This window comes from Streptomyces sp. NPDC051987 (genome assembly GCF_040680735.1).
Classification (GTDB): domain Bacteria; phylum Actinomycetota; class Actinomycetes; order Streptomycetales; family Streptomycetaceae; genus Streptomyces.
This window is the reverse complement of sequence record NZ_JBFAXI010000005.1, coordinates 116,878-135,652: the sequence shown is the minus strand read 5'-3', so window position 1 is coordinate 135,652 and position 18,775 is coordinate 116,878. Positions and strand designations below refer to the sequence as shown.

15 protein-coding genes are annotated in these 18,775 nt (G+C 74.0%); 4 read left to right on the top strand and 11 right to left on the bottom strand.

Features of this window, described 5'->3' with window-relative positions; all coding sequences use genetic code 11:
• Positions 1-22: 22 nt before the first annotated feature.
• The 3 genes from AB0M11_RS04505 to AB0M11_RS04495 all read right to left on the bottom strand — a co-directional run bounded on the left by AB0M11_RS04505 (position 23) and on the right by AB0M11_RS04495 (position 4,824).
• Complete coding sequence (locus tag AB0M11_RS04505) at positions 23-1,744, bottom strand: VWA domain-containing protein (protein WP_365701238.1); 1,722 nt, start codon at positions 1,742-1,744, stop codon at positions 23-25.
• Positions 1,745-1,878: 134 nt separating this feature from the next.
• Entirely contained in the window at positions 1,879-3,834 is a 1,956-nt protein-coding gene (locus tag AB0M11_RS04500; protein ID WP_365701236.1) for an FUSC family protein, read from the bottom strand.
• 165 nt (positions 3,835-3,999) lie between these two features.
• Positions 4,000-4,824: an alpha/beta hydrolase gene (locus tag AB0M11_RS04495; RefSeq protein ID WP_365701234.1), complete on the bottom strand. Its 825-nt coding sequence runs from the start codon at positions 4,822-4,824 to the stop codon at positions 4,000-4,002.
• A gap of 78 nt (positions 4,825-4,902) precedes the next feature.
• On the opposite strand from AB0M11_RS04495, the gene AB0M11_RS04490 reads away from it, so the two are divergent.
• Entirely contained in the window at positions 4,903-6,270 is a 1,368-nt protein-coding gene (locus AB0M11_RS04490; protein WP_365701230.1) for a PLP-dependent aminotransferase family protein, read from the top strand.
• A gap of 127 nt (positions 6,271-6,397) precedes the next feature.
• Here the strand turns inward: AB0M11_RS04490 and AB0M11_RS04485 are convergent, their stop codons facing one another.
• Entirely contained in the window at positions 6,398-7,378 is a 981-nt protein-coding gene (locus tag AB0M11_RS04485; protein ID WP_365701357.1) for a hypothetical protein, read from the bottom strand.
• 294 nt (positions 7,379-7,672) lie between these two features.
• Positions 7,673-8,113: a hypothetical protein gene (locus AB0M11_RS04480; protein WP_365701228.1), complete on the bottom strand. Its 441-nt coding sequence runs from the start codon at positions 8,111-8,113 to the stop codon at positions 7,673-7,675.
• A gap of 416 nt (positions 8,114-8,529) precedes the next feature.
• Here AB0M11_RS04480 and AB0M11_RS04475 point away from each other — a divergent pair, with 416 nt between their 5' ends.
• Positions 8,530-9,585, top strand: a complete 1,056-nt coding sequence (locus tag AB0M11_RS04475) for a hypothetical protein (protein WP_365701226.1) — start codon at positions 8,530-8,532, stop codon at positions 9,583-9,585.
• Positions 9,586-9,589: 4 nt separating this feature from the next.
• Here the strand turns inward: AB0M11_RS04475 and AB0M11_RS04470 are convergent, their stop codons facing one another.
• The 3 genes from AB0M11_RS04470 to AB0M11_RS04460 all read right to left on the bottom strand — a co-directional run bounded on the left by AB0M11_RS04470 (position 9,590) and on the right by AB0M11_RS04460 (position 13,112).
• Complete coding sequence (locus AB0M11_RS04470) at positions 9,590-11,557, bottom strand: Ig-like domain repeat protein (RefSeq protein WP_365701224.1); 1,968 nt, start codon at positions 11,555-11,557, stop codon at positions 9,590-9,592.
• 214 nt (positions 11,558-11,771) lie between these two features.
• Positions 11,772-12,536, bottom strand: coding sequence for an NPP1 family protein (locus AB0M11_RS04465; RefSeq protein ID WP_365701222.1), 765 nt, complete (start codon positions 12,534-12,536; stop codon positions 11,772-11,774).
• Between the two features lie 417 nt (positions 12,537-12,953).
• Entirely contained in the window at positions 12,954-13,112 is a 159-nt protein-coding gene (locus AB0M11_RS04460) for a hypothetical protein (protein WP_365701220.1), read from the bottom strand.
• Between the two features lie 159 nt (positions 13,113-13,271).
• Between AB0M11_RS04460 and AB0M11_RS04455 the strand changes: the two genes are divergently transcribed.
• On the top strand, positions 13,272-14,615 hold the full coding sequence (locus AB0M11_RS04455; RefSeq protein ID WP_365701218.1) for a tetratricopeptide repeat protein: 1,344 nt from the start codon (positions 13,272-13,274) through the stop codon (positions 14,613-14,615).
• 235 nt (positions 14,616-14,850) lie between these two features.
• Here the strand turns inward: AB0M11_RS04455 and AB0M11_RS04450 are convergent, their stop codons facing one another.
• Both AB0M11_RS04450 and AB0M11_RS04445 read right to left on the bottom strand, forming a co-directional pair.
• Positions 14,851-15,633, bottom strand: a complete 783-nt coding sequence (locus tag AB0M11_RS04450) for a hypothetical protein (protein WP_365701216.1) — start codon at positions 15,631-15,633, stop codon at positions 14,851-14,853.
• Between the two features lie 171 nt (positions 15,634-15,804).
• The gene (locus AB0M11_RS04445; RefSeq protein ID WP_365701214.1) at positions 15,805-16,377 is read right to left on the bottom strand and encodes a helix-turn-helix domain-containing protein; all 573 of its coding nucleotides are present in this window, start codon (positions 16,375-16,377) and stop codon (positions 15,805-15,807) included.
• A 103-nt stretch (positions 16,378-16,480) separates the two neighbouring features.
• On the opposite strand from AB0M11_RS04445, the gene AB0M11_RS04440 reads away from it, so the two are divergent.
• Positions 16,481-17,371: an SDR family oxidoreductase gene (locus AB0M11_RS04440; RefSeq protein ID WP_365701212.1), complete on the top strand. Its 891-nt coding sequence runs from the start codon at positions 16,481-16,483 to the stop codon at positions 17,369-17,371.
• A gap of 361 nt (positions 17,372-17,732) precedes the next feature.
• Here AB0M11_RS04440 and AB0M11_RS04435 read toward each other — a convergent pair whose 3' ends face one another.
• The gene (locus tag AB0M11_RS04435) at positions 17,733-18,695 is read right to left on the bottom strand and encodes an LAETG motif-containing sortase-dependent surface protein (RefSeq protein ID WP_365701210.1); all 963 of its coding nucleotides are present in this window, start codon (positions 18,693-18,695) and stop codon (positions 17,733-17,735) included.
• Positions 18,696-18,775: the final 80 nt, after the last annotated feature.

Sequence of the window (18,775 nt, the reverse complement as noted above, 5' to 3'; positions counted from 1 at the left end):
CACCCCCCCCGGGGGCGGTCCCCTACGGGCGCCAGTCGATCAGGAGGCCGTCGTAGAGCTCCGCGTCGGTGAGTTCCAGGGGGGTCGGGCCCGCGTGGAAGAAGGCCGTGTTGTCGGTCTTCAGTTTGCGGAGGTAGTCGAAGGCCTTGTTCTCGTGCTCGCCGAAGGCGACGAAGGAGAAGAACACGGAGGGGTGGGACTTCGCGGCGTCCGTGAGGGACTGGGTCGCCGGGGTCTTGGCGTCCGGGGCGCCGTCGGTCTGGAAGACGACGAGGGCCGGGGTGCCTGCGGTCTGGGTCTTGTCGTAGTGCGCGAGCACGGCCTCGACGGCGGCGTGGTAACTGGTACGGCCCATGCGGCCGAGACCGGCGTGGGCGTCGTCGATCGCGTTCTCGGGGGAGGCGGGGGTGAGGTCCGTGGTGCCGTCGACCTCGGTGGAGAAGAAGACGACGTGCACGGAGGGGGTGTCACCGGCCGGGGTGAGGCGGGTGGCGAGGGCGAGGGTCTGGTCGGCGAGGGCCGCGGCGGAGCCGTCCTTGTAGTACGGGCGCATGCTCGCGGAGCGGTCGAGGACGAGGTAGGTGGCGGCGTGGGTGCCGGTGAGGCCGGCCTTGGCGAGCGCGACGGTGGCGGCGTCGCCGGGGGCCGTGGCCTCGGCTTCGCCTTCGGCCTGCGTGTGCCCACCCGCACCACCCGTGACGGTTTCGTGGTCGGGTGCGGGTGGCCCCTGTGGGGCGGACTCGCCGTCGGCGGCCGCGGCTGCGGCGGGTTCCGGGGCGACGGCGGCGTCCGTCTCGGGGGTGGGTTCCGGTTCCGGGTCGACCGCCGCAGCCGGTTCGCCATCCGCCTCAACAGCACCCTCGGCCGCCGACTCAGCGACCGGCTCAGGCGCCGTTTCAGCCTCAGCTTCGGCGAACTGCTCGGCCACCGGCTCCGCGGCCACTTCAGCCTCGGTCTCGGCGTCAGCCGTGGTCTCGGGTGCGGGCGCGGGCGTCGGCTCAGCCTCGGTTTCGGCGATGGGCTCGGCCGCCGGTTCCGCGGCCGCTTCGGCCTCGGTCTCGGCCGTGGTCTCGGGTGCGGGTGCGGGTGCGGGCGTCGATTCGGCCTCGGCTTCGGCGAGGGGTTCGGTCGCCGGTTCCGTGGCTGCTTCGGCCTTGGGCTCGGTTTCGGCGGTGGTCTCGGGTGCGGGCGTCGGCTCGGCTTCGGCGAGGGGCTCGGCCAGCGGCTCCGCGGCCGCTTCAGCCTCGGTCTCGGCGTCAGCCGTGTTCTCGGTCGCGGGTGCGGGCGTCGGGTCGGCCTCGGCCTCGGCTTCGGCGAGGGGCTCGGCCACTGCTTCCGTGGCTGCTTCGGCCTCGGCTTCCGGCTCGGCCTCCGGCTTCGGCTCGGGCTCGGCTTGCGGCGCCTGCTTGGCTTCGGGGGCCGGTTCCGGGGTCGGCTCGACCGGGGCCTCGGGTGTCGGGTCGGGTGCGGTGCTGGGGCTGAGTGTCAGCTCCAGTTCCAGTTCCGGCTCGATCGGGCGGGTCGCCTGCTTGGGGACCGTGACGTTGTCGAAGGCGGCCGAGACCAGTTCGTGCTCGTCGGTCGCCGCCTCGCGGGGCTCCGGGACCGCTGCCGCGGTCTGCGGTTCCGGTGCCTGAGCTGCCTGCTTCGACTGCGAGGGGAGCTGGTCCGCACCCTCTGCCTCGGCGGGGCGCGGCTTTCGCGACCGGCCGAATGCGTTCCGCAGGAGAGTGAGAATGCCCATGTGCGCAACCCTTCGCGTGAATTGATACCCGTCAATCGCTGGCCAGGACGGACACGTAAGGTTAGCGGCCCCAGGTTGCGATCTTGGGGAGGGCCGATGACTCCTGTCGGGCGTACCGCGGTCGAGTCCCGGCCTCAGTGCGGCGAGGCGATCGCCCGTGCCGCCGCCACCTCCTGGCGCAGGGGTTCCAGGACGCTGTCCGGCGGCCCCGTCAGATCCGTGCGGACCGCGACGAGGGTCTCCGAGCGGCGGACCCCCTCCGCGAGCTCGCGCAGCTGCAGGGTCACCTGATCGACCTCGGCCCGGTCCGGCGGCGGTGCTCCGTGCCGTACCCGGACCCGGGCGGCCGTCGTGGCGTCGACGATGCGTTCCACGGCGACGACCAGGGGCCACCAGGCGGCCGCCCGGCGACCGGTGGGCGGGGGCTCGGTCAGGGCGCGCTGGAACTCGGTGCGGATGACGGACAGGTCGCGGTAGAGGCGGCGGCGCAGCCGGGCCCGCCCGGCGGGATCCGTGTCCGCCCTGAAGGCCAGCTCGACATAGGACGCGGTGTCGGCCACCGCGTCGGCCAGCCGGTCGCCGACCCGGGTGCGCCAGCTCTCCGGCCAGAGCAGGTACCCGGCGATCAGCGCGATCGCGCACCCCATCAGGGAGTCGAGGAGGCGGGGGAGGAGCAGGGCCGTGCCCTGGTGGTTCAGGACGTCGGAGAGAAGCAGGATCACCGGGGTGATGGCGGCGGTCTGGAAGCCGTAGCCCCGGGGGGTCAGGGCGGGGATCAGGGGGGCCAGCACCATCATCACCGGGACGTCCCACCACCCGCGGGGTACGACGGTGAGCACCGTCGCCGCCACCACCAGGCCCGCCACCGTGCCCAGCGCGCGCAGCAGGGCGCGGGAGAAGACCGAGCCGAAGTCGGGCTTGAGGACGAAGGTGATGGTGAGGGCAACCCAGTACGAGCGCGGGACCGGGACGAGGGAGACCAGGGCCTGGGCGATGCCGATGCACAGGGCGAGGCGGATGCCGTAGCGCCAGGAGTTGGCGGACAGGACCACGTTGCGGGCGGCTCGGGCGGTGCGGATGCCGAGGGCGGCGGGGCGGCCCAGGCGGTCGTCGATGCCGCGGGGGTCGACGTCGGGCGCGGTGGCGACCTCGGCCACGTGCCGCAGGGCGTGGTCGACGGCGCGGCCGGTCTCGCTGACGGGCTCGGGCAGGTGCAGCCCTGTCGGGCCGGTGTAGCCGGTCTCGACGGCCTCGGCGAGGTGCAGGAGCGCCGCCGGCACCTCGGGCGGCAGCGGCCTGCCGGCGAGGCGGGCGAACCGCACGGCGGGGGCGGCCTCCACCACCGGGGTGATCGCGTTCAACTGGGCCAGCAGACGGGTGAGCTCCCGGTTGCGGCCGTGGTAGCGGGCGCGCCGGGCCAGGATCAGGTCGTACGCCTGGTTCAGCGACTGGGTGACGGTGTGCCGGGCGCGGTCGTACGCCTCGCCGTCGTCGGAGTCGTCGACGGACAACAGGTCGGCGACCGTGCGGTAGGCGGCGGCGACGGCCGAGCGTTCCGGTACGCCCGAGCGCAGCGGCCAGGCCAGCAGGGCGAGGAGCAGGACCAGCAGGCCGCCGCCGGTCATCAGCACCGGGGTGAGCCACCAGGCGCCGGGCAGCGGCAGGCCCGCGCCGATCACGGAGTTGAGCAGGAGCAGGAGGCCGGAGACGGAGGAGACCGCGCCGATCGTCGAGATCATCCCGGAGAGCAGCGCGATGCCGGTGACGACGGCGACCGTGAGCCAGCCCTGGCCGTAGACCACGGAGCCGACGGTGACGCCGACGGCGCCGAAGAGTTGCGGGACCGCGATGTTGAGGATCCGCATCCGGTAGGCGTCGGCGGTGTCGCCGATGACCCCGGACAGGGCGCCCATCGAGGCGAGCGCCCCGTACGCGGGCTGTCCGGCCGCGAGCCCGACGGCGAGCGGGAGGCTCATGGCGACGGCGGCGCGCGCGAGGGCGGCCCAGTTGAGGGGGGCCGCCTGCTGGGGCCGGAGGTTCCTTACCAGCCAGTCGGGAGGGGTGAGGCCGATGGGAAGCTCGCGGGGCATGCGGCCCATTATCGGCTGGTCGGCGGCGGGGCACGGGCCCGCGGGGGGCAGGGCCGCGAGGGGCGGGGTCGTGGACGGCGCTTCTGCTGCCTCGCGGGCACCGCTTCGGCCTGAACGGCCTCGTCCGCGGACGCCGCACGGGCCGACACGGGTGCCCGGGGTCGGTCACCCGGCCTCGTCCACCCGGGCCAGGAAGTCGCCCAGCGCGCGGTTGAACTCCTCAGGGCGTTCCAGGTTGGGCAGGTGGGCCGCCCTGTCGATGACGCGCAGGGTGGAGTCGGGGAGCAGGGCGTGCATGGCCTCGGCGTCGGAGACGGGGGTGTACTCGTCGTCGGCGCCCACGACCACCAGGGCGGGGACCGCGACCCTGGTGAGCAGGGGGCGGTAGTCGGGGCGTTCGGCGCGGCCGCGGAGGCCCGCTGCCGCGCCCTCGGGGCTGGTGGCCGTCATCATCCGGTGGACGTGGGCCTTCACGTCGGGGCGGGCGTACGGGGCGACCATCTTCTCCAGGACCTCGTCGGCGTAGCCGCGCATGCCTTCGCGCAGGAGACGGTCGGCCATGGCGTTCCGCGCCCGTCTGCCGTCCGGGGTCTCGGGGTCGGGGAAGGTGTCCGCCAGGACCAGGCCCCGGATCCGGGCGGGACCCAAACGGTCGTAGCACTCCATCGCGATCTGGCCGCCCATGGAGAGGCCGGCGAGGACGCAGGTCGCCACGTCCAGCGCGTCGAGGAGTTCCGCCAGGTCCGCCGCGAAGCGGGAGAGCGGGGTGCTGCCCGGGGTGACCGGGGAGGCGCCGTAGCCGCGCAGGTCGGGGGTGATGACCCGGCGGGTGCGGGCGAAGGCCGTCCGCTGGGGGTGCCACATCGTGCGGTCGAAGGGGTGGCCGTGGACCAGGAGGAGCGGGGTGGGGGAGGTGCGGGCGCTGCGGGAGGCGTGGGGGGTTGGCGGTGTTGGCGGTGGATTGTCGTCGTATGCGAGGGAGGGGGGCATGTGGTCGACCCTAGGGATCACCAACTTCTCGGTGCAATAGAATCTTTGCTCTCGGTGCAATGAGGGGGGCGGGGAGCCGTGGGCGACTTCCGGGGGATCGCGGACCGGATCGCGCTGGACATCGCGCGGGGGCGACTGCGGGCCGGGCAACGGCTGCCTCCGCAGCGGGCGTTCGCGCGGCGGCACGGGATCGCCGCCTCGACCGCCGGACGGGTGTACGCCGAACTCGTGCGGCGCGGGCTGGTGGTGGGCGAGGTCGGGCGGGGCACCTTCGTGCGGGCCGCGCACGTCACGCCGCCGGGGCGGGCGTTGGTCGAGGCCGGTGACGCCCGGATCAATCTGGAGCTCAACTACCCCTCCGTACCAGGGCAGTCGGAGCTGCTGGCACCGGCTCTCGCGCCCCTGCTGCGGCCGGACGCGCTCACCGACGCCCTGCGGCCGGCCGCCGCCGACGGCACCCCGGACGCCCGGGAGGCCGTCGCCGCGCTGCTCGCCACCGGCGACTGGCGGCCCGACCCCGGCCGCGTCCTCTTCACCGGCAACGCCCGGCAGGCCGTCGCCGCCACCCTGGGGTCCCTGGTCCGGCCGGGCGGCCGGGTGGGGGTCGAACCGTTGACGTATCCGCTGGTCAAGGAGATCGCGGGGCGGCTCGGCATCGTGCTCGTCCCGGTGCGGGCGGACGAGCGGGGGCCGGTCGTCGAGTCCGTGCTGGCCGCGCACCGGGCCGCCCCGCTCTCCGCGCTCTACCTGCAGCCGACCCTGCACAACCCGACCTCGCTGACCGTCCCGGCCGAGCGGCGGCTGCACCTGGCACGCGCGGTGGACGACCTGGGGCTGCCGGTCGTGGAGGACCGCATCTGGTCGTTTCTGCACGACGGTCCGGAGCCGCCGCTCGCCGCCCTCGCGCCCCGGTGGGTCCATCTCGTCGACGGGCTCTCCAAGCGGGTCGCGCCCGGTCTCACCGTCGGTTTCGCCGTCGTGCCGGAGCACCGGGTGGACGCGGTGGCGGCCGCCGTGCGGTCCGGCGGGTGGAGCGCGGGGGCGTTCGCGCTGGAGGCGGCCGTGCGATGGATCGGGGACGGGACCGTGGCGCGGCTCGTGGCGGCCAAGCGGGAGCAGGCCGCGCGCCGGCAGGGGCTGGTCCGCGAGGCGCTGGCAGGGTTCACCGTACGGGCCCATCCGGCAGGGTATTTCGCCTGGTGGGAACTGCCCGAGCCGTGGCGGGCCGACGACTTCACGGCGGCCGCGGCGGACCTCGGGATCGCGGTCACGCCCGGTACCGCGTTCCGCGTCGACCCGAAGCGGACGCCGGACGCGGTACGGCTCGGGATGGCGTCGGCGACGGAGCCGGAACTGGTGGGGGCGCTGCGGGCGCTGGCCGGCCTCGCGGCGCACGGTCCGCGCCACCCCCGTGCCGACGGCTACGGCCCGTCCAGCAGACCGTAGCCGCCGGGCCTCGACCCCTGGGCGCCGGCGAGGTCAGAACGGCCTGCTACGGGAACGGCCTGCTACGGGAACAGCCTGTTACCTGGAGCAACCTGTTACCTGGAGCAACCTGGTACGGGAACTACCTCTACCTGACGGTCATGTTCTGGTCGGGAGTCTGCGAGTCCGCCCTGAGGGACGTGGCATCCGCCGTGCCGGCGGCCTGCGACCGCGCCCCGCGCCGCCCGGTGCGGCGCAGCCGGCCGCTGATCCAGGCCACCCCGGCCACCGCCAGGCCGAGCGCCAGGAGCAGCCAGGAGACCGTGCGCAGAGTGGCGGTGAGGGCGTCGTAGACGGCGGCCGCGGCCGGGTGTGAGACGTCCGGCGGCAGGTCGGCCAGGGTGAGCCCGCGGCCGACGGTCAGGGCGAGGCCGAGCAGGGCGCCGCCCAGCGCCGTGCCCAGCGCGGTCGCCGTGACGGCACGGCGGCGGCGGACGGCGAGGGCGATGCCGCCGACCGCGAAGACGACGGCCGCGACGGGAAGCCAGAAGCCGGCGACTTCGAGCACGTGGAACCCCTTCCGGAGCCGGTCCAGTTCGGCGGCCGGGAGTACCGCGACGGCCGTGTGCTGGACCGGGATACGGGCCGCGAGCGGCACATGGTCCTGGGCGAGCTGGTCCCTGACCTGGGCGGTCACCGGGGCGAGGTCGACGGTCACGGGCTCCTCGCGCTCACCCTGGAGCGCGCGCAGCACGGCGTCATGGGTGGCCCGGTTGCCGGCGTCCCAGGCCAGCCGGAACGCCCGGGTCTGGGTGAAGGAACGGACCGCGTCGCGCACGAACGGCGCCACCGTGCCGCGCATCGGCCGGCCGACGTCCACCTCGCGCATGATGCCGTCGCCGACGGTGTCCGCCACGGCGTCCCGGACGTCCGGGTCGTCGGCCAGCGGTGCCATCGTGCTGACGTACTGTCCGGTGTCCGCCAGCCCGTACGCCGCCCAGGCCGCGAGCGCGCCGAACGGCAGCAGCAGGCAGGCGAGGGCGATCAGCAGGGCCGACAGGGCGCACCGCAGGCGTGCGGGCGGCGGGGGCCAGGGGGGCCCTGGGGACGCCGGGGGCACGGAGGGCACGGAGGACACGCCTCCAGGCAATCCGCTGAGGGCCGGTCAGGCGAGCGGGGTGACTGCATTCGGGGCATCGCGGGGCCCAGGTCGAGCCGAACGGACGGTACGGCGGGGCCCGGCGGTGCGAACCCGTGGGGCGCCGCGCTCCGGTGGAGGGTTGACCCGAACGGGTGTTTCCTGGTGGGGGAGCGTCGTCGGTGTGCGCGCAGCGGCTCCGGCGACCGGTGAGGGGAAATAGGGGAACCGTGGGCCCCGGCCGTGGGGGCCGGGGCCCACGCGTACGTCGAGGGCGCCGCGCCGCTACCTGATGCGGTGTCCGGCGGCGTCCTCGTGCGTGTAGAACCGGTAGAACATCAGGATGAACGCCACCGCCGCGACGGCGAGCGAGATGCCGATGGACCGGATGATCGCCTCGCCGGTCTGGCTGTACAGGAAGCCGAAGGCGATGCCGATGAACGCCGTCCACACCAGTGCGTGCAGTTCCCGGGGCAGCCGTGGAGCGTAGGTCAGCACGGCGAACAGCACCACCGCGAAGACGAACGCGGTCACGAAGCCGAACAGCAGGTTCCAGCTGGTGATGGGCCCGCCGCTGCGCCGGTTGGCCGCGGCCCAGTAGCCGTAGATCAGCCCGGTCACCACCGGTATGGCCACCCGGGCCCTGGCGTGCATCCGCGCGCTGAACACGTCGGGCGTCCGGCCGCTCCGGGGCATGCCCCCGGACGTGGGTGCCGCTTGAGCCATGAGCGTGCTCCTCTCTCCTCGCCCCGCCTTCCAGAGCACACCTGCGGGTACCCCCTGGCAAGTCGGTCACCCGCAAAACACCGTCGCGGCGGACAAGGGTGCGCGGTGGTGGCGTGCGGGGCTGTAGCTTCCCAGGGGCGCGGGGAACTGCGCGACCAGCCACGACGCTGCCGCACTCCGCGACCGGCCGGTGGTCCGACGGCGGCTACCGGTTCTCCGGCCCCGCCGTGGCCGAGCATCGTCGCGGCCCAGAAGGCTGTGCGCGCGGCGCCGAGAAGGGTGGGCCGGGGGAGGGCGGGCGCGGGGGGCGTACCGGGGCGCAGGTGGGTCAAAGGCTTTCCGTGGTCGCCGCTTTGCAAGCGCAGCGGTTACCGTGCTGGCGTAAGTGAAACCGGGGAACAAAGGGGGAGGGCCCGATGCCCGGAACCGTGCTGCTGCTCGCGGCCTCGCCGACCGGCAAAGGGCGTCTGGTGGACGCGGCCTCCGTGCTCCCCGTGCTCGCGGCCGTGCCCCCGGCCATACTCTCCGGCACCGAGACCGCGAACGTCGTCGAACTGGCCGACCCCCTGGAACCGCAGGCCGTGCTGACCCGGCTGCGGGCCGCCGCGGCCGCCCCCGGTCCGCTGACCGTCTTCGTCACGGGCCAGCTGCACCTGGACCGCAAGCAGCGGCTGCCGCATCTCGCGCTGGCCCGGACCACGCCCGCCACCCTCCGCTACACCGGTCTGCCCTGGCACTGGGTCCGGGAAGAGCTGCGGCTGCGCCCGGCCGGCGCGACGACGCTGGTGCTCGACCTGCACGCGGACCCGGAGACCTGGGAGCTGCTGCGCACCGCCCCGCTCGACTCCGGGCGGAACAACGCCGTGCACGGGCGGATCGCGCCGCCGCCCGCCCGGCGCGGGATCGGCTCACCGTCGTACATGAAGGCCGTGGCGACCGTGCTGCGCAGCGGGCACCGGCCGGCGATGGCGGAGCTGCACCGGCAGGTGCTCGCGAGGCTCGGCGCGGACGTCGCCGCCGACCTGCTGCTCAGCACGCACACGCCGGACAGCGGGGATCCCCACGACGCCATCAGCGCGGCGGTCCGCCAGGGGCGGTACGCCGAGGCGGACGGACTCGCCGCCCGCTGGGAGGAGGCGGCCGCGCGGGCGCACGGGCCGGCCTCCGAGGACGCCCTGCACTGGTCCGAGGTCCGGGCCGACCTCGCGATGTTCGCGGGGGACGCGGCGCGCAGCTGCCGTACCTGGCTCACCGTGGCCAGGACGCGGCTGGCCGCCGGTGAGCCCGCCGACACGCCCGCAGTGGAGGCGGCCGTGGACCGCGCCCACCACCAGTGGAGCGCCATCAAGGACACGGCGCGGGCCCGTGAACTCGGGCCCGCGCTCGCGGAGTTGAGACTGAGGGTGCCGGGCCGCCGGGAGGGCGCCCTGGAGAACGTCCAGCAGCACCTGCGGCAGCTTCAGACCAGCTGAGCCACTAGCTCGTGAAGGTGAAGTACTTCCAGGCCCCGTACGTCGTGGAGTTGACGGTGTCGCCGGACGTGCCGTTGATGTAGTCGGAGCGGACGCGGAAGCGCCAGCCGACGTCGTCCTTGTGGCTGCCGGTGAACTCGACCTGGGAGATCCCGCTGGTGGCCAGCGCGAAGTACTGCGAAGTGTCGGAGTACCACGTGCCCTGGTAGTAGACCTGGAAGTCGAACCGCTGGGAACGCCCGCCGTAGTACGGCATCTTGGTCGTGAACAGCGGGTTCTTCGTCTTGTGGAAGTAGTAGTAGGTCTGGCCCCAGACCTTCTTCGCCTTGTACTGGCGGCTGACCGACATGGAGATGCTGACCTTCGCGCCCACCGAGCTGGAGACCGAACGCGGCTGCCAGCGGGCGTCGCCCGAGAACCTCGCGGTGACCTTGGTGTCGCGCTTCAGGCCGAGGACGACGGACAGGTTGCCGTGCGCGTCGACCTTGCCGGACTTCACCCGCCTGTCAGGCTGGTCGGAGCCGAACGGGTCGGCCCAGATCTCCACCGTGCGGTTCTTGTACGTCGTCCCGAGATGGGCCGTGAACTTCACGTTCTGCCCGTACGAGTACACCTTGCCGTTGTTGTTCAGCGTCAGCGCCGGCTTGGCGCGCGAGACGTCCACGGTGTCCTTGCCGGAGGCGGCCGTGTGCGCCGCGTCGCCCGCGTAGGAGACCTTGTACGTCACCTTGCCGCCGGCCGGCGGGGTGTCGGTGAAGGAGAAGGTGCCGTCGGCCCTGGTCGTCACGGCGGCGAGTGCCTTGCCGTTCGGCGAGTCCAGGTCGGTGCGGGTGACCGTGAGCCCGCTGCCCGCCGGGATCGCGACCGTCGAGGCGAGCTTGCCGGTGACCGTGAGCTTCTTGGCGCGCGGCGCCGAGGCCGGGGCGTTCACCGTGAGGGTGGTGGCCGCCTTGGCCGGACCGTCGAACTCCCGCAGGGAGTAGACGCCGTTGTTGTTGTAGGACACCGCGAACAGGCGGGAGGCGTCGGGCGCCCAGGCGAGGGCGGAGGCCGCGAGTTCGTCGGAGCCGCTGGAGCTGCCCGTGTTCGGGAAGTCGTACGTGCGGACGGCCTCGCTGTCGCCCGGGTGGAAGACGTAGACGTCCGGGTCGTAGGAGGCGTCGCTGCCGCCCGCGACCGTGCCGTCGGGCGCGATGGCGACCGCGTTCGGGTAGGCGGTGCTGGTGTACTTGCCGTCCTCGTTCAGGTCGGCGGTCCTGAACACCTGGTGGTAGTAGGGCGCCCCGCTGGCCACCACGATGTCCTTGCCGTCGGGGGTGACCTGGAGGTCGCGGAGGTTGCTGCCGGCGTCGGTGCCCGCCAGCCTGGTGGCGGTGCCCGAGGAGACGTCGTACGAGGTGATCTCGGCCGGGCTGATGCCGGGCTGGCCCGCGACCAGGGTGCCGGAGCCGGGCGCCGCGTCCAGGACCGGCGCCGAGTAGAAGCCGGCCTGGCCGAGGGTGACCTCGTGCCGGTCGCTCGTCAGGTCCACCGAGCCGATGCCGCCCGCCCCTGCGGCGCCGTAGCCGAACCACAGCTTCCCGCCCGCGAGGGCGACGCTCAGCGGCTTGTCGCCGACCGGGTAGCGGGTGGTCTCGGTCTCCGTCGCGGTGTCGATGACGGCGATGGCGTCCTGGTCCTGCACGGCCGCGTAGAGCGTGCCCGAGTCGGCCGACAGTTCGAGGCCGGTGACACCGGAGAGGCCGGTTGTGAGCTGCTTGACAACGTTTCCGGCGTAGTCGGTGACGACGATCTTGCCGTTGGCCGGGTCGCTGATGAAGACCCGCTGGTGGGCGCCGTCGACGACGATGTCACCGGTCGACCTGATGGGCAGTTGCGCGCTGGTGTCGGCGAAGGCCGGAGTGGCGGCCAGGGCCGCGGAGCTGAAGAGGACCGCCAGGGTGGTGGCGGCCGTGACGGTGCGCATACGCACGCTGATTCGAACCCCCCGGATCGAATGAAGTGGGCGCCACGGAAGGCGGCCCACGGGTGTACGTCCGCTGTGGGCCGGGTGTGGCGGATGTGCTGAGCGTAGGTCATGCCACTGACAACAGCACCCGGGATTCCGGGGAAAGGCGGCCAACTGCGTTCCGGAATAAGGGCGTTGCCGGCGGCCGCCCTGTCGGTGCGGCGCGCCGGCGGCCGGCTCAGGCGTAGGGGTCGAACGTGATCGCGCTCGGCTTGGCCTTGTTGAGGTGGTCGTCGAACTTGGCGTCCTGAAGCGGGAAGTTCGCGTTGCCCCAGTCCGAGGCGTTCAGGATGCCGCGCAGGTTGGAGGCCATGGTGTCCCAGCTGAGGAGGTTCTCCTGATGCCAGGCGGCGTCGTCGTTCTCCGGGGTCTCGCCCCACTTGGCGAACCGGAAGTCGTGGGTGCTCAGGCCGTCCTTGTGGTAGACGACCTGGACCCGCTGGCTGCTCATCGGCACGTCGGCGACGGCCTCGGTCTCGAAGTCGCCGTGCTGGGAGGCGGAGAGGTACGACGGGTAGTCGGCGCCCTGCCTGACCCAGACGACGATGCACTCCCAGTCGTGGCGGTGGCCGATGCCCGGGGAGGCCTCGTCCTTCTCGAAGTAGCTGGCGTAGATGATCCCGCACCAGCCGTTGTTGCACTTGGCGCGCGAGTAGGTGTTGGCGTGGTCGAGGTGGCCGGAGCGGCACTGGCCGGTGACCGAACCGGTCGGCTTCAGGCCGCCGTTGAGGTTGCCGTCGGGGTCGATGGCGGCGGCCGGGTAGCAGGCGTCGGTGTCGTAGTCGTACAGCGGCTCGAAGAACTTCTGGAACGTGGTGGCGTTCTCCGGCAGGTTCTGCAGCACGCCGGCGGAGGCGCTGAACGGCAGGGCGACGGTCAGCGCGGCGGCGCTGCCCATGACGGCGGCGGCTCGGCCGAGGTGACGGGTCCTGGGTCGGGGCATCGGGGGGCTCCAGTCGACGGTCCACACGATTGGTTCCGGACATGACATCCGGTCGGGGAGAGACTGGCGGGTCGGGCCATGCCAGGGAAAGGGCTTTCCGCAAAACGTGGGACGGCTTTTCGCGGAACTGGGCGCAGCCGCCCACAGGTTGGGACCCGGAGCCGCCGGCGGGACGGCCGGAGCCCCCGGCGGGAAGGGGGAAATCCGCACAGGGTGGCGCGCGGACGGCCGCGTGCTGTTCGGAACCGGGTCTCCGGACACGCCGCTCACCGCCGGACCCGGACGGGCGGCTCGTGGGTGTCCGCCCTTCGGGATCCACCCCGCAGGCCTGGGACACCGCCACCGGCCGCGCCCTGCCCGGCGACGGCGGCAGGACCGCGTCCGCGTCGGCGACACCGCGGGCGACGTGCCGGACGGCTACCGGGCGACGTGCTGAACCGCGGCCGGGGTGGCGGACCTCGGGGAGTCGTCCGTCGCTCTGGCCGGACCGGCGTTCGCGGCGATGATCAGCGCGGCCACGGCTATCACCGCCGCGGCGGCACTGCGGGCGGTCGGGGTCCCCCCGATCGAGCGCATTCGAGACCGGGAACGTGCGGTGGGGCGTGCGCATGTGCGTCCGGGCACGGCGACCTCGCAACAACAGGGGCGGGTTAAGCACGTTTAATCCGCGGTTTAACCTAGGGGTAGGTTGTGCCCAACGGCAAGAGGCACAGGGGGAGTTGGGGGGACTGCAGGATGCAGGAGCGGGACGACCCGGAGACCATAGGGCGGCGGGTGCAGCAACTGCGCACCGACCGCGGACTGACCCAGCGGCAGCTGGCCGAACCGGCCTACACCCCCGCGTACATCTCCACGCTGGAGGCCGGGCGGGTGCGGGCCTCCGACGAGGCGCTGCGGCACATCGCGGGCCGGCTCGGCGTCGGCTTCGAGGAGCTGGCCAGCGGGCGCCCCGCCCACCTCGCCACCGACCTGAGGCTGCGGCTCACCGAGGCCCAGCGCACCCTGGCCACCGGCGAGGCGGAGGCGGCCGCCGCCCAGTACGCGGCCCTCTTCGAGGAGGCGGAGGCGCACGGGCTCGCGGTCGAGCAGGCCACCGCGCTGCTCGGGATGGGCGAGTGCGCCCTGGACACCGGTGAGCTGGCGCAGGCCCGGGAGTACTTCGAGCGGGCCGAGCTGTGGACGGCCGACGAGCCGCTGCCGGTGCGGGTGCCGGCGATCCGCGGCCGGGCGGTCAGCCACTACCTGGCGGGCGAACTCCGGTACGCCGTCTACCTGCTGGAGTCCACACTCGACGAGCTGAACCGCGGCGGCCTGCACGACCCGGACGCGCTGCTGCTCCTGTACGCCTCCGCCATCGGCCCGTACATGGACATGGGCGCCCACGCCCGCGCCGCCCAGGCCGCGGAGCTCGCCCTCGCCCTCGCCCCGCAGGCCGGCGACCCCGCGCTGATCGCCCGGATGCACCGCTCCGTGGCCCGCACCCTGCTCGCCGAGGGGCGGGTCGCCGAGGCCGACGCCTCGCTGGCCAAGGCCGCCGAGCTGTACCGCCAGCTCCAGCTCCGTACCGAACTCGCCAACTGCCACTGGATGCGCGGCTACGTCTACGCGCAGAACGGCGAGCTGGAGCGCGCGGAGAAGGAACTGCGGGAAGCGCTCACGATGCTGTCCGAGACCCGGGCCGCCCTGTACCGCAGCCAGGCGGCGGTCGAGCTGGCCGACGTACTGCACCGCCAGGGCAAGTCGGACGAGGCCGCCGGACTCCTCCACGACGTGCTCGGCGACTTCTCCTCCGAGCGCGGCGCGGTCCACTCGGCCGCCGCGCACCGGCTGCTCGGCATCATCGCCGAGGACGCCCGGGACACGGAGGCGGCGGAGGAGCACTACGTGCGGGCGCTGAGCCTGCTGGAACGGGCGGGCGCGGCGGGCGACCTGGCGGACCTGTGCCGCATGCTGGGCGACCTGCTGCGCCGTACCGGCCGGGTGGAGGCGGCCCTGGACGCCTACCGCACCGGCCTCGGCCACCGCACGGCCCCCGGCACCACGACCCTGGGCCCGGCCCCGGCCCAGCCACCGCTGTAACGAGCCCCCGGACCGTACGCGGCCGTGTCCGCTGGGCCCGTGACCCCGCTGGGCCCTCTGACCCCGGTGGGGCCCGGTGGGGCCCGGTGGGGCCCGGTGACGCGCTGGGCCTCTGCCTCCCGTCGGGCCGTGTCGCCCCTGGGCCGCTGGCTCCCGTTCGCCCGTGCCCTGTGGGGCCCGTGCCCTGTGGGGCCCGTGCCCTGCTGGGCCCGTGCCCTGTGGGGGCCGCGACCCGCTAGGCCTGGGCGCGGCCCTGTTCTCGTACCTGGGAGAGGCGGCGGACGCCGATGTCGAGGGCCTGTGTGGTGGCGTCGTCCGGGAGGGTGCCGAGGGCGCCGGCGGTGAGCACGATCGCGTCGTCGCCCACGCGGACGACGGCCACGTCGAGGGTGAGGGTGGTGGGGTCGGCGGCGGCGGAGGGCTGGGCGGTGAGGGTGATCCGCAGCCCCTGCCGCGCGTCGCCGAGGTCCCGCAGTCCGGCGTCGGCGACCTGGACGGCCTCGGTACCGGCCGCGGTCGTCTGCGCGGTGAACCGTGCGCAGGTGCGGGGCAGGGCGCGCAGCCAGGCCAGGGTCCGGTCGACGTCGGCGGAGTGGCTCGCGTCGACCTGGTAGCGCAGCTGGGCCGCGTCGTCCCCGTCGTCGAGGGCGGTCGCGGCCCGCGGGCCGGCCGGGGCGCCGAGCAGTTCGTCGGTGTACAGGGCTTCCAGCAGGCGCTGGCAGTCGGGCTGTCCGGTGGCCGCCTTGAGCAGTCCGTCGTGCCAGGTGGCGGTGCCGTCGGTGGCCGTCCACGGCACGCCCAGGTCGCTCTCGCCGATCAGCGCGGCCTGCGCCTGCTCGATGGTGAGTGCCGGGGCGCCGGCCTCGGCGCCGGGACCGGCCGAGGCGGCCCGCTCGGCGGTGGTCGCGGTGGTGGCCGGGGCGGAGGCGTGCGCGTCGGCCTGTGGCTCGGCCGCCGTACAGGCGCTGACCGCGGCGAGGAGGCCGGCCAGCACAAGGCCGGAGGCGGTGACTCTCATGGCGGGGCCTCCCCGGGAACCAGGAGCAGCGGAACGGGTGCGCTCCCACGCCACCACGCCCCCACCCCGCCCACCACCGCTCCGGTCCGTCCGGGTGAGACCGCGTCCGGCGGCGGCCCGGCGGCCCACGGCGCCACCGTCGAGGAGGTGGGCGGCGGGGTCCGGCCGGGTTCAGGTGAGGGCCGCGGTCGCCTCCCGCAGTGCGTCGAGGGACTCGCGGGCCAGGTCGGACAAGGGGCGGTCGTTCGCGGGGGTGATCCAGCGGGCGAAGGCGTCCGAGAAGGCCTGGGCGCCCAGATGGGCGGCGAGGGACGCGGTGGGTTCGGTGACGCCGCGCTCGCCGAGGGCGGTGGCGAGGGTCGTGGCGAGGGTGAGCCGCTTGAAGGCGGCGCGTTCCCGCAGTTCGCTGTCGCTGTCGATGACCCGCATCAGCCGCGGGCCGAAGGCACGCTGTTCCGGGGTGAAGGAGGCGGCGAGGGCGTCCAGGGCGGCGGCCACCGCCTCCAGCGGGGTCGCGGTCCCGGCCGCCGCCGCGGCGCCCTCGGCCAGCAGGCGGCCGTGCTCCTCCTGGCCCGCGAACAGCACCTCGCACTTGTCCGGGAAGTGCCGGAAGAACGTCGTCTTGGTCAGCCCGGCCCGCTCGGCGATCTGGGCGACGGTGGTGCTGTCGTAGCCCTGCTCGCCGAACAGGTCGATCGCTGCTTGCACGAGGCGCAGTCGCGCGTTCGGTTGCCATCGAGCCATGGGGAACAGCCTAAGTGATGTGACTCAGTACCGTCACGGTGTACGGTGACGACAGTGACGGTACCGAGTCACATCACTTTTCTCGCGCCCTCGGAGGGCTCTCATGCGTGTTTTCGTCACCGGCGCCGGCGGTCATATCGCCTCCGCCGTCATTCCCGAACTGCTGCGCGGCGGGCACCAGGTCGTCGGCCTCGCCCGGTCCGAGAGCTCCGCGGCGGCCGTGCGGGCCCTGGGGGCCGAGGTGCGCCGCGGCGACCTGGCGGACCTGGACGGCCTGCGGGCTGCCGCGGACGACGCCGACGCCGTCGTCCATCTCGCCTTCGACCACGCGGCGATGGCCGCCGGGGACATGGCCGGGGCGGCGGCGACCGACCTGACCGTGGTGCGGACGTTCGGCGAGGCGCTCGCCGGCACCGGCAAGGCGCTCCTGGGCGTCGGCATGGGGCACGGCGACGGCAACGAGCACCTCGGCGCGGCGTACGGCGCCAATCCGCGGCAGGCCACCGGGCGGCTGCTCGCCGACCTCGCCGAGCAGGGGGTGCGGACCGTGCTCGTCGGGATTCCGCCGGTCGTGCACAGCGCGCGGGACCGGGGCGGTTTCCTGCCGACGCTGATCCGGATCGCACGGGCCACGGGGGTCTCCGGCTATGCCGGGGACGGTGCGAACCGATGGTCCGCCGTGCACACGCTGGACCTCGCGCGGCTCTACCGGCTGGCGCTGGAGAAGGCGCCGGCCGGAGCGGAGCTGCACGCCGCGGCCGAGGAGGGGATCGCGGTGCGCGAGATCGCCGAGGTCATCGGGCGGCGGCTGGGGGTTCCGGTGGAGAGCGTCCCGGAGGACCGGCGCGCCGGGCACTTCGGGTTCTTCGCGGCGTTCATGTCGCTGGACGTGCCGGTGCGCAGCGGGCGGACGCGGGAGTCCCTGGGGTGGGAGCCGCAGGAGCCGGGGGTGGTGGCGGACCTCGCGGGACGGCACTACTTCGCCGAGGAGTGAGGCGCGGCGGCCGCGGTGCCGCCCGCTGAAAGGTTCCCTCGGCCGCCTGGAGTCAGGGCTGACGGAAGCAGGACGGCGGCCCCGTCGGCACCGGCGCTCACCGAGGGGCCGACCGGTCACGTCCCCCCGTCACGTCGACCGGTCACGTCAGCCGGTCACGTCCGCCCGTTAGGTCGGCCGGTCACGTCCGCCCGTGGCGGAGCTCTGCCGCCGACGACGACCCGGGCCCCGGCTCCCGCGCAGACGACGGCGGTTACGATCGGCGGCCTTCCGTCACGGCACGGAGGCGCCCGGCGCGCGTACGCCCCGGCCGTCCACGACGGCCGGGGCGTACGCGCGTGCTCGAAGGGACCCGCCGTGATCAGGCGCGGGTCGCCTTGCGGCGCCGGCTCGCGACGACGATCGCGCCGCCGCCGGCCAGCAGCAGGACCGCGCCGCCGGCGATGTAACCGGTGCTGGAGCTGGCGCCGGTGTGGGCGAGGTCGCCGCCACCGCCGGAGTCGGTGCTCGGGGCCGACGCCGGGGAGGTCGTCGACCCGGACGGGGAGGGAGACGCACTGGCCGTGCCGGTCGTCGCGCTCTCCGAGGGCGCCGGGGCGGTCGTCCCGGTGGCCGGCGGGGTGGACGACGAGGCGGACGGCTGGGCCGGGGCCGACTCGGACTCCGAGGCGGAGGGCGACGGGGACGGCGAGGACGACTCGGTCGTCGAGCAGTCCTTCGTGCCGCCGTTCCAGGACGCGATCAGCTTGTCCTTGATGACCGTGTGGTCCGGGCCGGCCGGCAGGTCGCCGTGGGTGTAGCCGTCGTTGGCGTCCGTCTTCCCGTCGAACTTCGTCGAGCCCCGGTAGAGGTCGATCTGCGCGAAGCAGCCGGCGTCCGGGACCGCGATGTCGAGGGAGTCGGTCTGGCCCTGCTTGACCGTCACCGTGTCGAAGTCGACGAAGATCTGCTGGCCCGAGGTGGCGAAGGTGGGCCCGTGGGCGATGTAGGAGGCGAGCGAGGCGGTGCAGGAGGCGGCGCCGCCCGCGGCACGCACCTTGAGGTGGACCTTGCCGTCGGCGGTGACCTTCAGGTTCTGGTCGTCGACCTTCACCGAGTCGAAGAAGCTCGAACCGTCGATCGAGAACTGGCACTTGTCGGTGCCGGTCTCCGTGCCCGCGCCGGTGCCGGGGCTGTAGTGGCCGCCCGACTTCCAGCCGTCACCGCCGTGGTTGCCGTGCGCCCAGGCGCCGGACGCGCCGGCGACGGAAGCGGCGCACAGGGCGAACGACGCGACGCCCGTACCCAGCAGGCGGCGCGCGGTGACATGTCTGGCTATGGACATCGATATCCCATCCGTGGGGGTGCTCATCTCCCGCCGCCCGGCGCGGTTCGTCGCGAGAAGCGGACGGGCGGCCGGCGGGC

What these genes read in the sequence shown, in the direction of transcription:
- AB0M11_RS04475 (WP_365701226.1), top strand. Translation starts at nt 8,530, where the DNA reads ATGCCCGGAACCGTGCTGCTGCTCGCGGCCTCGCCGACCGGCAAAGGG.
- AB0M11_RS04455 (WP_365701218.1), top strand. Translation starts at nt 13,272, where the DNA reads ATGCAGGAGCGGGACGACCCGGAGACCATAGGGCGGCGGGTGCAGCAA.
- AB0M11_RS04480 (WP_365701228.1), bottom strand. Translation starts at nt 8,113, where the DNA reads ATGGCTCAAGCGGCACCCACGTCCGGGGGCATGCCCCGGAGCGGCCGG.
- AB0M11_RS04465 (WP_365701222.1), bottom strand. Translation starts at nt 12,536, where the DNA reads ATGCCCCGACCCAGGACCCGTCACCTCGGCCGAGCCGCCGCCGTCATG.
- AB0M11_RS04435 (WP_365701210.1), bottom strand. Translation starts at nt 18,695, where the DNA reads ATGTCCATAGCCAGACATGTCACCGCGCGCCGCCTGCTGGGTACGGGC.
- AB0M11_RS04505 (WP_365701238.1), bottom strand. Translation starts at nt 1,744, where the DNA reads ATGGGCATTCTCACTCTCCTGCGGAACGCATTCGGCCGGTCGCGAAAG.
- AB0M11_RS04500 (WP_365701236.1), bottom strand. Translation starts at nt 3,834, where the DNA reads ATGCCCCGCGAGCTTCCCATCGGCCTCACCCCTCCCGACTGGCTGGTA.
- AB0M11_RS04450 (WP_365701216.1), bottom strand. Translation starts at nt 15,633, where the DNA reads ATGAGAGTCACCGCCTCCGGCCTTGTGCTGGCCGGCCTCCTCGCCGCG.
- AB0M11_RS04445 (WP_365701214.1), bottom strand. Translation starts at nt 16,377, where the DNA reads ATGGCTCGATGGCAACCGAACGCGCGACTGCGCCTCGTGCAAGCAGCG.
- AB0M11_RS04460 (WP_365701220.1), bottom strand. Translation starts at nt 13,112, where the DNA reads ATGCGCTCGATCGGGGGGACCCCGACCGCCCGCAGTGCCGCCGCGGCG.
- AB0M11_RS04495 (WP_365701234.1), bottom strand. Translation starts at nt 4,824, where the DNA reads ATGCCCCCCTCCCTCGCATACGACGACAATCCACCGCCAACACCGCCA.
- AB0M11_RS04440 (WP_365701212.1), top strand. Translation starts at nt 16,481, where the DNA reads ATGCGTGTTTTCGTCACCGGCGCCGGCGGTCATATCGCCTCCGCCGTC.